At 68.0% G+C, this 12,788-nt stretch carries 15 protein-coding genes; 8 read left to right on the top strand and 7 right to left on the bottom strand.

From position 1 onward, the window contains the following. From FV222_RS07185 to FV222_RS07175, 3 genes are all read left to right on the top strand, one after another. Positions 1–394: Holliday junction DNA helicase RuvB C-terminal domain-containing protein (locus tag FV222_RS07185; protein WP_281406873.1), on the top strand; the 394-nt coding region annotated here is incomplete at its 5' end. A gap of 357 nt (positions 395–751) precedes the next feature. Further along, complete coding sequence (locus FV222_RS07180) at positions 752–1,474, top strand: DUF4142 domain-containing protein (protein ID WP_147750605.1); 723 nt, start codon at positions 752–754, stop codon at positions 1,472–1,474. Between the two features lie 319 nt (positions 1,475–1,793). After that, positions 1,794–2,987, top strand: a complete 1,194-nt coding sequence (locus FV222_RS07175) for a site-specific DNA-methyltransferase (RefSeq protein ID WP_147762697.1) — start codon at positions 1,794–1,796, stop codon at positions 2,985–2,987. A gap of 205 nt (positions 2,988–3,192) precedes the next feature. Here the strand turns inward: FV222_RS07175 and FV222_RS07170 are convergent, their stop codons facing one another. The 7 genes from FV222_RS07170 to FV222_RS07140 form a co-directional block, all read right to left on the bottom strand. Then, a complete protein-coding gene (locus FV222_RS07170; RefSeq protein WP_187273579.1) occupies positions 3,193–3,678 on the bottom strand; it encodes an ATP F0F1 synthase subunit B in 486 nt (161 codons plus the stop codon). A 19-nt stretch (positions 3,679–3,697) separates the two neighbouring features. Continuing rightward, complete coding sequence (locus tag FV222_RS07165; RefSeq protein ID WP_238270850.1) at positions 3,698–4,228, bottom strand: F0F1 ATP synthase subunit B'; 531 nt, start codon at positions 4,226–4,228, stop codon at positions 3,698–3,700. A gap of 163 nt (positions 4,229–4,391) precedes the next feature. Then, positions 4,392–4,619, bottom strand: coding sequence for a F0F1 ATP synthase subunit C (locus FV222_RS07160; RefSeq protein WP_007566773.1), 228 nt, complete (start codon positions 4,617–4,619; stop codon positions 4,392–4,394). Positions 4,620–4,678: 59 nt separating this feature from the next. After that, positions 4,679–5,464, bottom strand: coding sequence for a F0F1 ATP synthase subunit A (locus FV222_RS07155; protein WP_147750601.1), 786 nt, complete (start codon positions 5,462–5,464; stop codon positions 4,679–4,681). 80 nt (positions 5,465–5,544) lie between these two features. Further along, positions 5,545–5,925, bottom strand: a complete 381-nt coding sequence (locus FV222_RS07150) for an AtpZ/AtpI family protein (RefSeq protein WP_147813650.1) — start codon at positions 5,923–5,925, stop codon at positions 5,545–5,547. Between the two features lie 191 nt (positions 5,926–6,116). Next, a complete protein-coding gene (locus FV222_RS07145; protein ID WP_147750599.1) occupies positions 6,117–6,761 on the bottom strand; it encodes a DsbA family protein in 645 nt (214 codons plus the stop codon). 79 nt (positions 6,762–6,840) lie between these two features. After that, the gene (locus tag FV222_RS07140; RefSeq protein ID WP_147750598.1) at positions 6,841–7,323 is read right to left on the bottom strand and encodes a DciA family protein; all 483 of its coding nucleotides are present in this window, start codon (positions 7,321–7,323) and stop codon (positions 6,841–6,843) included. A gap of 102 nt (positions 7,324–7,425) precedes the next feature. Between FV222_RS07140 and mutY the strand changes: the two genes are divergently transcribed. The 5 genes from mutY (at position 7,426) to FV222_RS07115 (ending at position 12,781) form a co-directional block, all read left to right on the top strand. Further along, positions 7,426–8,721 (top strand): A/G-specific adenine glycosylase, encoded by a 1,296-nt coding sequence (mutY, locus tag FV222_RS07135; protein ID WP_147762700.1) that lies wholly within the window; start codon positions 7,426–7,428, stop codon positions 8,719–8,721. Positions 8,722–8,882: 161 nt separating this feature from the next. Further along, a complete protein-coding gene (locus FV222_RS07130; protein ID WP_147762701.1) occupies positions 8,883–9,809 on the top strand; it encodes an ABC transporter ATP-binding protein in 927 nt (308 codons plus the stop codon). 115 nt (positions 9,810–9,924) lie between these two features. After that, a complete protein-coding gene (locus FV222_RS07125) occupies positions 9,925–10,686 on the top strand; it encodes an ABC transporter permease (RefSeq protein ID WP_147727174.1) in 762 nt (253 codons plus the stop codon). A 122-nt stretch (positions 10,687–10,808) separates the two neighbouring features. Further along, the gene (ahcY, locus tag FV222_RS07120) at positions 10,809–12,209 is read left to right on the top strand and encodes an adenosylhomocysteinase (protein ID WP_147762702.1); all 1,401 of its coding nucleotides are present in this window, start codon (positions 10,809–10,811) and stop codon (positions 12,207–12,209) included. A 326-nt stretch (positions 12,210–12,535) separates the two neighbouring features. Beyond that, complete coding sequence (locus FV222_RS07115) at positions 12,536–12,781, top strand: hypothetical protein (protein WP_147813648.1); 246 nt, start codon at positions 12,536–12,538, stop codon at positions 12,779–12,781. The last annotated feature ends 7 nt before the right edge of the window (positions 12,782–12,788 follow it).

The following is a 12,788-nucleotide window of genomic DNA, read 5'->3' as shown; positions in this document are numbered from 1 at the left end:
CATCGCCGGCCGCCTGCTGCGCCGGGTGCGCGACTTCGCCGTGGTCGCCGAGGCGCCGACCGTGACGCGCGCGATCGCAGACAGGGCGCTGAAGCTGCTCGACGTCGACCCGGTCGGCCTCGACGTGATGGACCGCAAGTACCTGACCCTGCTGGCGGTCTCGTTCGGCGGCAACCCCGTGGGGATCGAGACCATCGCCGCCGCGCTTTCCGAGCCCCGCGATGCGATCGAGGACATCATCGAACCCTACCTGCTCCAGCAGGGCTTCGTGCAGCGCACGCCACGCGGACGGGTGCTGACCCGGCGCGCCTTCGAGCACATGGGGTTTCCCGTGCCGAAGCGTGATCCGATCACCCAGGTCGGCCTCTTCACCGACGCCGAGCCCGAGGCGTAGGGTTTTCCTCCGCGCTTGCGCGACCGCCGTGCGGTTTGCCGGGAACTGAGACCATCCAGCAGAGGGCTCGCATGTCGTCTACCACTCGCAGCTATGCATTGAATGCATTGAAGCAGGTAGGTAGGGCAAGCAGGCGAAGCCCCCGGTTCTCGCATAAGTCATCCTGTTAGAACGATTAATCAGGGTTCCGCCACTCCTCTCACAAGCTCGCGAACGGCGAACTCTGTAGGCTGATATGCGTCGCAAGCTTGGCACTAAGCTTCGCAGGTGCGGAACAGGCGGACACGCAGGTTGTTGTGCCGGCAATCGCCCTGGCGCCTCGACGTGCCGGCGAACCACAAAAAGGATCGTCATCCTATGAAGCGTACCGCCACCCTCGCCGTGCTCGGCCTCTCGCTCGCCGCGCTGACCGCCCCCGCCTTCGCGCAGGACGCCCTTCCGATCCGCGTCTCGCCGTTCGAGCGCGGCGTCGGCGCCGCCGGCACCGACACCCCCGAGTTCCGCGCCGAGGCGCTTCGCTCGGACGCCGTCAGCATCGAGTCGAGCCGCATCGCCCTGGAGCGTTCGCGCAACCCTCGGGTCCGCAACTACGCCAACCGCGTGATCACCGAGCGTGAGGCCACCACCAAGGCGCTGCTGCCCGAGGGCACGTCGCTGAGCAGCGGCGGCACCGTCGTCTCCGATCGCCAGGGCTTCGACACCCGCATCGACAACCCGGTCGGCCTCGTGCTCGCCCCGGTGACCATCGCCGCCAACCTCGGCACCAGCATCGTCGGCGGCGTGCTCGGCGGCGTCGGCATCATCGACAACAGCCCGACCGAGCCCGGTCGCCGCGTCGCGATCGGCCCGAACGGCCAGAACCGGATCGAGCGCCTGAAGTCGGCCCGCAACGGCCGTGACTTCGACCGCACCTACATCGACCAGCAGGCCCGCTCGGACGCCCGCACCCTGGCACTCTACGAGACCTACTCGCGCAACGGCGACAACGCCGCAGGCCGCCAGTTCGCCAATGAGGCGCTGCCCTACATCGCCGACGAGCACGGCCACTCGGCCACCCTCGCCAACCGCATCGGCGGGTGATTTCTTTTTAGATTGCCGAATGAAAGGGCCGCCCCGGGAGGGGCGGCCTTTTCCATGTCTGAAGTTGCAACGCTGCGATCACTTCGTTGCGCACTCCGTGTCGGCTCCGGCCGGGGCGGATTGCGTTCGGAGTCGACCAGGCAAACCGCGCCGGCGGCAAAGGTTAAATCCGTGTGAACGCAACGCACGGCGACCAGATCGGAGAGCTTGCAAGCAGAGCCAGCCCCAAACCGGGACATGAAGTTCCGCAAATTGGAAACCCGACCTTTACCTTAACGGGGGCATAGTCTGCCTGTCAGTCGCGTAACCGGTGTTTGCCATGGCTTCCCCGCGTACCGTGGTTGCCGACGCCGCCGCCCGGAAACTTGTCTCGCGTACCGGGCGCGCTTCGTCGGCACCACGGTTGGGTCTCGTACCCGCCGTCCAGCGCCTTCCCCTCGACGAGATCCTCGTCGGCGACTGCATCGAGGCGATGAACCGCCTGCCGGCATCCTCTGTCGATTGCGTCTTCGCGGACCCGCCCTACAACCTGCAGCTCGGCGACGCCTCGCTGATGCGGCCGGACCAGAGCCGGGTCGACGCCGTCGACGACGACTGGGACAAGTTTGCAAGCTTCGCCAGCTACGACAGCTTCACCCGCGATTGGCTCACCGCCTGCCGCCGGGTGATGAAGCCGAACGCCACCCTGTGGGTCATCGGCTCGTACCACAACATCTTCCGCGTCGGCAGCGCGCTGCAGGATCTTGGTTTCTGGATCCTCAACGACATCGTCTGGCGCAAGGCCAACCCGATGCCGAACTTCCGCGGCAAGCGCTTCACCAACGCGCACGAGACCCTGATCTGGGCCTCCCGCTCCGCCGAATCGAAAGGCTACACCTTCCACTACGACGCGCTCAAAGGGGGGAACGAAGACCTCCAGATGCGCTCGGACTGGTTCATTCCGCTCTGCACCGGGGACGAGCGCCTCAAGGGTGCCGACGGCAACAAGGTCCACCCGACCCAGAAGCCCGAGGCGCTGCTGGCGCGCACGCTGCTCTCGGCGACTAACCCCGGCGACGTGGTGCTCGACCCGTTCTTCGGCACCGGCACCACCGGCGCCGTGGCCAAGCTGCTAGGCCGCCGCTTCATCGGCTGCGAGCGCGAAGAGGTCTACGCGGAGGCCGCGCGTCGGCGCATCGACGCGGTCGTGCCGCTGTCGCGGGCTGCGCTCCTCGTCGCGCCGACCAAGCGCGCCGAGCCGCGGGTGCCGTTCCTCTCCGTGGTCGAGGCCGGGCACCTCAAGGCCGGCGACGTGCTTACCGACGAGCGCCGCCGCTTCAAGGCGACCGTGCGTCCGGACGGCCAGCTCGACGTCGGCGTCGCCATCGGCTCGATCCACAAGGTCGGGGCCCTGGTCCAGGGCCTGCCCGCCTGCAACGGCTGGACGTTCTGGCACGCCGAGCGCGCCGGTAAGCTCGTGGTCATCGACACCTACCGCGCGAAGCTGCGCGCGGTGATGGGCGCGGCAGGCTGAACCACCCGCGCCTGGCGCCCACCACTCATCGTCGTCTTGTCAGTTAAGCCCGCAGTCGCACGCCCCTTCCTCGAACGGCGGGGGCGTCCGACTGCGCTGGCGTCGAACGACGCACAAGCCTGCTCGAACGACTTCCGCACATTGGAAAGCACACGAAAAAGCCGCCCGAAGGCGGCTTGATCCGTTCGTCACGGTGATGCGGCGCTTACGCCCGCATGCGGGTCCGGATCTCGCCGAGGCTGGAACGCACCAGCGCCTGGGCGGCGTCGCCCTGCATGCGCTCGCGCAGGATCGTCTCGGAGACCTTCACCGCGGCGTCGGCCGCGGCGGCGCGGACTTCGGCCTGGGCCTTCGCCTCGGCCTGGGCGATCTTGGTCTCGGCCGACTTGGTGCGGCGGGCGATGAAGTCGTCGAGGCGCTGGCGGCCTTCGGCTGCGGCGCGCTCGGCTTCCTCGCGGGCGCTCGAGATGATCGCCTCGGCCTCGCGCTCCGCTTCCGTGCGGCGACGCTTGTAGTCGGCGAGCACGGCGGCCGCCTCCTCGCGCAGGCGCTTGGCCTCGTCGAGCTCGTGGCGGACGCGGGTGGCGCGGCCGTCGAGGCCCTTGGTCATGATCCCGAAGCCGCCGACCTTCCAGACGATCGCCATGAAAATGACGAACGCGACGGCAACCCAGAATTCCGCTGTCATCAACATGATGGGTTCTTCCGTCTCAGTGCGCGGTCGCGGTGGAATCGAGGGCGCGGTCGAGGCTGGCCTGGTCCGGCGCCTGGCCCGTCAGCCGCTCGACGATCGCCGAGGCGGTCTCGCTGGCGATGGAGCGCACGTTACCCATGGCTTCCTGGGTCCGGCTCTGGATCGTCGCCTCGGAGGCTGCGATCTTCTGGTTGAGCTCGGCCTCGAGCGCCTTTCGCTTGGTCTCGGCGGCGGCGGCAAGGTCGTTGCGGGTGCCCTGGGCGATCTCGCGGGCCTTGCCCTGCGCGTCGCGCAGCGACTTGGCGTAGGCCTCGCCGGCGGCGTCGGCCTCGGCCTTCATCGCCTGCGCCTGGTCGAGGTCGGCGGCGAGTCGCGCGGAGCGGTCGTGCAGGATGCCCTGGATGCGCGGGAGGGCGATGTTGGCCATCAGCCAGTAGAGCAGGCCGAAGGCGAGGGCGAGCCAGATCAGCTGCGCCAGGAAGGTGTGGGTCTCGAAGGGCGGGAACGCAGCGGAATGCACCGGCTCCGGGGCGCCGGCCGGCACCATGTGGACGTCGGAACCGGGAGGCGGTGTGGTGAGGGAATTCGGCTGCGCCATGGCCCCGTCCGTATGACCTTGGAAGAAATCGAGCGCTCGCGCGACGGGCGGAGCGCTCACCGGTGATCGGCCGCCGCGGCCTGGAACGGCGCGGCGGCGATGTCGACGTCGATCAGACGGCGAACAGCAGGAGCAGGGCGATCAGCAGCGAGAAGATGCCGAGCGCTTCCGTCAGCGCGAAGCCGAGGAGCAGCGTAGCGCGCTGGCCGTCGGCGGCCGAGGGGTTGCGAAGGGCGCCCGCCAGGAACTGGCCGAACAGATTTCCGAGGCCGATGCCCGCGCCGGCCATGCCGAGGCAAGCGAGGCCGGCGCCGATGTACTTCGCAGCGACGGGATCCATAGAAAACTCCTGAAGTGTCTAGAAACGAGTGCGTCGTTTGCCGCGGGTGGAGCCGGCCGTTAGTGGCCGGGGTGAAGCGCGTCGTTGAGGTAGATCGCCGTCAGCGTCGCGAAGACGTAGGCCTGAAGCGCCGCAACGAGGAATTCGAGGGCCGTCAGCGCGATCGTCAGGAACAGCGGGAGGGGCGATAGCACGCTCCATGCGCCTGCGGAAAGCAGCCCGACGACGAAGAATGCGAAGATCTTCATCGCGATGTGCCCGGCGAGCACGTTGGCGAACAGACGCACCGACAAGCTGATCGGCCGCGAGATGAACGAGATCACCTCGATCGGCACCAGAAGCGCCAGCAGCGGCTTCGGAACGCCCTGCGGCACGAACAGGCCGAAGAAGTGGGCGCCGTGCTTCATCACGCCGTAGATCACCACGACCGATATCACCAGGGCCGCGAGGCCGAAGGTGACGACGAGGTGGCTCGTCACCGCGAAGGCGTAGGGGATCATGCCGAACAGGTTGAGGATCAGCACGAACATGAACAGCGAGAACACCAGCGGCATGAAGCGCTTGCCGCCGTCGCCGGTGGCCTGGTGCAGGGTGTCGGCGATGAACTCGTAGAAGATCTCAGCCAGCGACTGCATCCTGCCCGGCACCACCGAGCGGCTGGAGGTCGCGACGATCGTCAGGAGCGCGATGACGCCGACGGCGGCGAACATGTACAGCGCCGACTGGGTGAACGCGAGTTCCTGATGGCCGAGATGCCCGAAGGGCAGAATCGACTTGAGCTCGAACTGATGGATCGGATCCGGTCGCAAGGCGACGGAGTGCCCCGGGTCGATGCTGGCCGCCATGCCGTCTTCCGCCCTCACGTTTCGCTGCCGGCGGCCCGCATGGCCGAACCCGGTCGTTGGTCACAAGACACCGGTCGCCCTCACGGATCCCGTGGGGTGTCCCGTCCGGAACGGGCCCCGGCGAAACCGGACGCCCGCATCACGTTGAAGACGCCGGCGACGAACCCCAGCATCAGGAAGACGATCAGTCCCCAGGGCTTCGTCCCGAGCATCCGATCGAAGATCCAGCCGAGTACCCCGCCCGCGATCACGCCGGCGACGAACTCAGTGGAGATCGTCATGGCCTGCCCGAGGGCGGAGGGATTTCCGGACGACCCTGAACGCGACGGATGAGCGGGAGGGGCCGGGGGCCGCTTCCGTTCGATCTGCGTCTCGAGACGTCGGAGCCTCGCCGAGAGTTCGCTGTCGGGCGGCACGGGCCGTCCGGTCTCACCCTCCTCCCTTGCGTCGTTGCCGCTCACAGCGAAAACTCACATTGGCGAGAGGAACGAAACCGGGCGGATTGCCTCCTTGAAGCGCGGCGCACCTTAGTTTCGGCGCCCCAGGGTGTCAAGGCTCGAAAGGCCGAGCTTAAATCATTCTCGGCATTGAGGAATTCCGGCCCAAGCCCGCACGCGCGCAAGCCGTCGCGCGCAGGCCGGCCGGAACCCCCTCACGCGCCGAGGATCGGCTTGATGATCTTCTCGATTCCATCGACCGTCATCTCGCCGGTGTAACGCTCGCCGTTGATGAAGAAGGTCGGCGTCGAATCGACCTTGAAGGTCTCGAGCCCGCGTTGCTTCACGCCGTTCACGGCGGCGTAAAGCTTCTGGTCCTTGAGGCAGGTCTCGAACTTGTCCTTCGAGATCCCGGCCTGCTTCAGCATCTGCTCCAGGGCGTCGACGGGCTTCGGCGTGAAGGCCCAGGCCGGCTGCTGGTCGAAGAGCAGGTCGGTGATCGGGTAGTACTTCGCGTCGCCGTCGCAGCGCGCCAGCATGAAGGCGGCGGTGGCGAGGGGATCGAGGGGGAATTCCCGTAGCGTGAACCGTACCTTGCCGGTGTCGATGTAGCGCTCCTTGAGGGTCGGGTAGGTTGCCTTGTGGAAGGCGGCGCAGTGCGAGCAGGTCATCGATGCGTACTCGATGATCGTCACCTTCGCGTCCTTCGGCCCGAGCCAGACGTCGCCCAGCGGACCCGGCTGCATCAGCCCGTCGACCGGCACGCTCTCGGCGAACGCGGCCGCCGACAGCTTCGGCAGGATGAGGGCGGCGCCGATGGCGAGGCCCGTGGCTTTCAAAGCGTCGCGCCGGGTGATCATGGCCGTGCCTGCCTTCCGCGTTCCGTCCTGTCGACTTCTCGGGATGCGGTAACCGCGCCGGCGCACCCTGGCAAGGCGCCTAGCGCCGGGGCGAGGTCGCCACGACGGCGAGCCCGAGGCGGTCGAGGGCATCGCGTAGGCCGTCGTGCTCGATGGCGGAGACCGCCTGCGCGATCTCGCCGCGCCGGCCCGGATCCACCGTCGGTTCCGGTGCGCGCCGGGCGACGCGCCCGACCCGGTCCTGCTGCAGCACGATGCGGCCGACGCAGGCCCAGCCGTAATGGGCGTTGATCCGCTGGATCACCACCGGCGCCAGATGCTGCAGCTCGATCGCGAACACGCCCTCGACCCGCACCACCAGCGTGCCCGAATCGGGCGCGTCCTCGGTCCGGCGCTTGCGCTTGGGCCATTCGAGCTTCGAGGGCCTACAGAACTTCGCCAGGCGCTCGCCGACGATGTCCGGCCATGCCGCGAGGATGTCGGTCGAGGCGAAGCCCTGCGCCGCGAAGGCCGGGCCGATGCAGCCCTCGATCAGTTCGGCCAGCGGTTTGACGCGCGCCATGCTTGTGGAAGATCCCGCCGGTTGCGACGGCGAGGATAGCGCAAGGCCGGCGGCAAAGGGAGCGCTTTCGGCGCACGCGCCATGCCGCTATGCCTGCCGGCGATGCCTGCGTCCGAACCCTCCCCGAAGGCCGCCGACCTGCTGGTCTGGTACGACCGGCACCGCCGCGTCCTGCCTTGGCGCGCGCTGCCCGGCGAGCGGCCCGATCCCTACCGGGTCTGGCTCTCCGAGGTGATGCTGCAGCAGACCACGATCGCGGCGGTGAAGCCCTACTTCGCGACCTTCCTCGCCCGTTTCCCCGACATCGAAGCCCTGGCCGCGGCCCCGGAGGAGGCGGTGATGTCGGCCTGGGCCGGGCTCGGCTACTATTCCCGGGCGCGCAACCTCCACGCCTGCGCCAAGGCGGTCGCTGCGGCTGGGCGATTCCCCGACACCCTCGATGGGTTGCGCAAGCTCCCCGGCGTTGGCGCCTACACGGCGGGCGCGGTGGCGGCGATCGCCTTCGACCGGCCCGAGGCGGCGGTGGACGGCAACGTCGAGCGCGTGATGACGCGGCTGTTTTCGATCGAGGCGCCCTTGCCCGGCGCGCGTCCCGAAATCCGGCGCGTGACGCAAGCTTTGGTGCCGACCGAGCGGCCCGGCGACTTCGCGCAGGCCGTGATGGATCTCGGCGCCACCATCTGCACGCCCAAGCGTCCGGCCTGTGCGCTGTGCCCGTGGATGGCGCCCTGCCGCGCTCGCGCGGCCGGCAACCCGGAGACCTTCCCGCGTAAGGTGAAGGCGGTGAAAGGCACCCTGCGGCGCGGCGCGGCCTTCGTCGTGGTCCGATCGGGTGACGAGGCGGTCCTGCTCCGCACCCGCCCGCCGGAAGGCCTGCTCGGCAGCATGGCCGAGCCGCCGATGAGCCCGTGGGCGCCCGACTACGACCCTGCCGGCGCGCTCCTCGACGCGCCGCTCGACGCGCGCTGGAAGCGCCTGCCCGGCCTGGTGCGGCACGGCTTCACCCACTTCCCGCTGGAGCTGACCGTGTTCCTGGCCCGCGTCGCGCTGTCGACGCAGGCGCCGGCCGGGATGCGCTTCACCCCGCGCCGCGACCTCGACGAGGAGCCGCTGCCCGGCGTGATGAAGAAGGTGCTGGCCCACGCCTTCGACCCGAAGCCAGAGCCCGAACTGAAGCCGCGCGGCCGCCCGAAGCGCGACCCGCCGCCGATGCCGATGTTGGCGGTGTGGGAAGCGCCGGAGACGGTGGCCGACCCGCCGCGCTTCCGCCCGGTGCCGAAGCCGGCCCCGCGTGTGGTCGCACCGGCGCCGGCGGAGACCGACGAGATGTTCGAGGCGGACGCGGAGGTGGTGCCGCCGGTCCGCAAGCCGGCGAGGCGGGCGCCGCGCAAGCGGTGAGCCGGGCGCGATGGCTGCCGAGGTGCACGTGAAAGTGGCAGGTGCCATTCAACACCGCGCGCGATGGGCGTCTAATTCGTCGCCCTGCAGGACGCTACGGAAATGCTGTAGGGCACTCCCTTTCCGCCTTCGCCGGGCCGGAACTTCCTGAACGGGCCACGATGTCGCCGATCATCTCCATCGAGAACCTGTCGAAGACCTATGCCTCGGGCCTCTCGGCCCTGAAGACCGTGAACCTCGCGATCGCCCGCGGCGAGATCTTCGCCCTGCTCGGGCCGAACGGGGCCGGCAAGTCGACGCTCATCAACATCGTCTGCGGCATCGTCACGCCGAGCACCGGCACCGTGACGGTGGACGGGCACGACATCGGCTCCGGCTATCGCGGCGCGCGCAAGGCGATCGGGCTGGTGCCTCAAGAACTCACCACCGACGCCTTCGAGAGCGTGTGGAACACGGTGAGCTTCACCCGCGGACTGTTCGGGCTGAAGAAGGACCCAGGCCACATCGAGCGCGTGCTGCGCGACCTCTCGCTCTGGGAGAAGCGCGACGCGCGGCTGATGACCCTGTCGGGCGGCATGAAACGCCGGGTTCTCATCGCCAAGGCGCTCTCGCACGAGCCGACGGTGCTGTTCCTCGACGAGCCCTCGGCGGGCGTCGACGTGGAACTCCGCCAGGACATGTGGCGCATGGTGCGGCGCCTGCGCGAGCAGGGCGTGACCGTGATCCTAACCACGCACTACATCGAAGAAGCCGAAGAGATGGCCGACCGGATCGGCGTGATCCGCAAGGGCGAGATCATCCTGGTCGAGGAGAAGGCCGAGCTGATCCGCAAACTCGGGCGCAAGCAGCTCACGCTTCAGTTGCAGGCGCCGCTGGCCGCGTTGCCGGCCGACCTTGCCGACCGCGGCCTTGAATTGAGCCAAGGCGGGCAGGAGCTCGTCTACACCTACGACGCCAAGGCCGAGCGCACCGGCATCACCGGCCTGCTCACCGACCTCGGCGCGGCCGGCATCCGGTTCAGCGACCTGCGCACCAGCCAGTCATCTCTGGAAGATATCTTCGTCGACCTCGTCAGGGAACGCGCATGATCCCGGCGGCCGCGAGATCCCAACCCACCATCCCCCGGCTGCCGGCAAGCGCGAATGCGCGTCGCCGCCCGTGTGGCGCTCGCCTCTCTGGGCGTCAGTATCGAGAGGCAAACCGATGAACTGGCCTGCCATCCGCGCGATCTATCGGTTCGAGATGAGCCGCTTCTGGCGCACGGCGATGCAGAGCATCCTCGCACCGGTGATCTCGACCTCGCTCTACTTCGTGGTGTTCGGTGCGGCGATCGGGTCGCGCATGAGCACCGTCGACGGCGTGCCCTACGGCCTTTTCATCGTGCCGGGCCTCGTGATGCTCGCGCTGCTGACCCAGAGCATCGCCAACGCCTCGTTCGGCATCTACTTCCCGCGCTTCGCGGGCACGATCTACGAGATCCTGTCGGCGCCGATCTCACCGGTGGAGGTGGTGCTCGGTTATGTCGGCGCCGCGGCCTCGAAATCGATCCTGATCGGGCTGATCATCCTCGCCACCGCCGCCCTGTTCGTGCCGCTTCACATCGAGCACCCGGTCTGGATGATGGCCTTCCTGGTGCTGACGGCGGTGACCTTCAGCCTGTTCGGCTTCGTCATCGGCCTCTGGGCCGACGGCTTCGAGAAGCTGCAGCTGGTGCCGCTCCTCGTCGTGACGCCGCTGACCTTCCTCGGCGGCAGCTTCTACGCGATCGAGATGCTGCCGCCGTTCTGGCGGACCGTCAGCCTCGCAAACCCGGTGGTCTACCTAATCAGTGGATTCCGCTGGGCCTTCTTCGGCACGGCCGACGTCGCCATCGGCATCAGCCTCGCGATGACCGGCCTGTTCCTGGCGGTCTGCCTCGGCCTCGTCGCCTGGATCTTCCGCACCGGTTACCGCCTGAAGAGCTGAGCGCGAGCTTCCTGAAGTCGTTCGAAAACGCATAAAGACATCTTTATGTCTTGATTGCTTCGTATCCGGTGCTCTGCTAGATGCCTCGGCGAGAGGCAACCCGAGACACGGAGCGACGCAGCATGGCCCAGGATTACATCGTCAAGGACATCGGCCTGGCCGATTACGGCCGTAAGGAAATCTCGATCGCCGAGACCGAGATGCCGGGCCTGATGGCCACCCGCGAGGAGTACGGCCCGTCGCAGCCGCTCAAGGGCGCCAGGATCGCCGGCTCGCTGCACATGACGATCCAGACCGCGGTGCTGATCGAGACGCTGAAGTCCCTCGGCGCCGACATCCGCTGGGTGTCCTGTAACATCTACTCGACCCAGGACCACGCCGCCGCGGCGATCGCTGCCGCCGGCATCCCGGTCTTCGCCATCAAGGGCGAGACCCTGGAGGAGTACTGGGACTACACTTCGAAGCTGTTCGACTGGCATGGCGGCGGCATGCCGAACATGATCCTCGACGACGGCGGCGACGCCACCATGTTCGTCCACCTGGGCCTGCGTGCCGAGAACGGCGACACCGCCTTCCTCGACAAGCCGGAGTCCGAGGAGGAGGAGATCTTCTTCGCGCTCCTGAAGAAGAAGCTCGCCGAGAAGCCGAAGGGCTGGTTCGCCGGTCTCGCCGACTCGATCAAGGGCGTCTCCGAAGAGACCACGACCGGCGTTCACCGCCTCTACAACCTCGCCAAGGAGGGCAAGCTGCTCTTCCCGGCGATCAACGTGAACGACGCCGTCACCAAGTCGAAGTTCGACAACCTCTACGGCTGCCGCGAGTCGCTGGTCGACGGCATCCGCCGCGGCACCGACGTGATGATGGCCGGCAAGGTCGCGATGGTCGCCGGCTTCGGCGACGTCGGCAAGGGCTCGGCGTCCTCCCTGCGCCACGCCGGCTGCCGCGTGCTGGTCTCGGAGGTCGACCCGATCTGCGCGCTCCAGGCCGCGATGGAAGGCTACGAGGTCGTGACGATGGAAGACGCGGCGCCGCGCGCCGACATCTTCGTCACCGCCACCGGCAACAAGGACATCATCACCCTCGACCACATGCGGGCGATGAAGGACCGGGCGATCGTCTGCAACATCGGTCACTTCGACAACGAGATTCAGGTCGCCGGCCTCAAGAACCTCAAGTGGTCGAACATCAAGCCGCAGGTGGACGAGATCACCTTCGCCGACGGCCACCGCATCATCCTGCTGTCGGAAGGTCGCCTGGTGAACCTCGGCAACGCCACCGGCCACCCGTCCTTCGTGATGTCGGCCTCGTTCACCAACCAGACGCTCGCCCAGATCGAACTTTGGACCAACCCGGGCAAGTACCAGAAGCAGGTCTACACCCTGCCGAAGGCGCTGGACGAGAAGGTGGCCCTCCTCCACCTCGAGAAGATCGGCGTGAAGCTCTCCAAGCTCCGCCCCGACCAGGCCGCCTACATCGGCGTCTCCGAGAACGGCCCGTTCAAGCCCGACCACTACCGCTACTGAGGCGCTCGGCGCGGGCACGCGCCGACCGGTACGGACGAGCGACAAGAGGGCCCGGCGGAAGCGCCGGGCCCTCTTCGTTTGTCAAGCCGCAAGGGCCATGGCGGACTGTGTCTTCTGTGTGTCGTTCGTCTGCGACCTGCCGGCGACGGGTTACAGCCAAGCTAATTCCCCTTCCGGCGCAAATCCCCGGCGCGTTAGACTACCTGCGGTTCGACAGGTCGTCGGGTCGTCGGATCTCCATCCACCCGAATCGTGCGGGCGGGGACCCGTCGCCGCGCGTTCGTTCGCGTCGATCTGACCGGCGGTTTTTGGAGACGGGACGGATCATGGCGGTCGATCGGGCGGCACGGCGCACAGCCGGGGCCGGCGCTCTCTTCATCGCCGCCGTCGGCCTGCCGGCTCCCTCCCTTGCGGCGGGCGCCGACCTTCCGAGCTGGGGTTTCGGCTCGCACATGCACAACGTCGCCGCCGCAGCGATCTTCGGCGGCCTCGTCGCCTTCGCCACCATCGTCGCCCTTCTCTATCTGAGCGAGCGCTCGCGCTGGACCCGCCGCGAGCGCTCGCTCAGATAGAGAAGGG

It is taken from the genome of Methylobacterium sp. WL103 (assembly GCF_008039885.1).
In the GTDB taxonomy this organism is placed as follows: Bacteria; Pseudomonadota; Alphaproteobacteria; order Rhizobiales; family Beijerinckiaceae; genus Methylobacterium; species Methylobacterium cerastii.
The sequence above is the reverse complement of the archived record's forward strand: the minus strand, read 5'-3'. Positions and strand labels throughout refer to the sequence as shown.

Coding starts and splice junctions, on each gene's coding strand:
- FV222_RS07180 (WP_147750605.1), top strand. CDS start 752: ATGAAGCGTACCGCCACCCTCGCCGTGCTCGGCCTCTCGCTCGCCGCG.
- FV222_RS07130 (WP_147762701.1), top strand. CDS start 8,883: ATGTCGCCGATCATCTCCATCGAGAACCTGTCGAAGACCTATGCCTCG.
- ahcY (WP_147762702.1), top strand. CDS start 10,809: ATGGCCCAGGATTACATCGTCAAGGACATCGGCCTGGCCGATTACGGC.
- FV222_RS07115 (WP_147813648.1), top strand. CDS start 12,536: ATGGCGGTCGATCGGGCGGCACGGCGCACAGCCGGGGCCGGCGCTCTC.
- mutY (WP_147762700.1), top strand. CDS start 7,426: ATGCCTGCGTCCGAACCCTCCCCGAAGGCCGCCGACCTGCTGGTCTGG.
- FV222_RS07165 (WP_238270850.1), bottom strand. CDS start 4,228: ATGGTGCCGGCCGGCGCCCCGGAGCCGGTGCATTCCGCTGCGTTCCCG.
- FV222_RS07125 (WP_147727174.1), top strand. CDS start 9,925: ATGAACTGGCCTGCCATCCGCGCGATCTATCGGTTCGAGATGAGCCGC.
- FV222_RS07175 (WP_147762697.1), top strand. CDS start 1,794: ATGGCTTCCCCGCGTACCGTGGTTGCCGACGCCGCCGCCCGGAAACTT.
- FV222_RS07160 (WP_007566773.1), bottom strand. CDS start 4,619: ATGGATCCCGTCGCTGCGAAGTACATCGGCGCCGGCCTCGCTTGCCTC.
- FV222_RS07140 (WP_147750598.1), bottom strand. CDS start 7,323: ATGGCGCGCGTCAAACCGCTGGCCGAACTGATCGAGGGCTGCATCGGC.
- FV222_RS07155 (WP_147750601.1), bottom strand. CDS start 5,464: ATGGCGGCCAGCATCGACCCGGGGCACTCCGTCGCCTTGCGACCGGAT.
- FV222_RS07145 (WP_147750599.1), bottom strand. CDS start 6,761: ATGATCACCCGGCGCGACGCTTTGAAAGCCACGGGCCTCGCCATCGGC.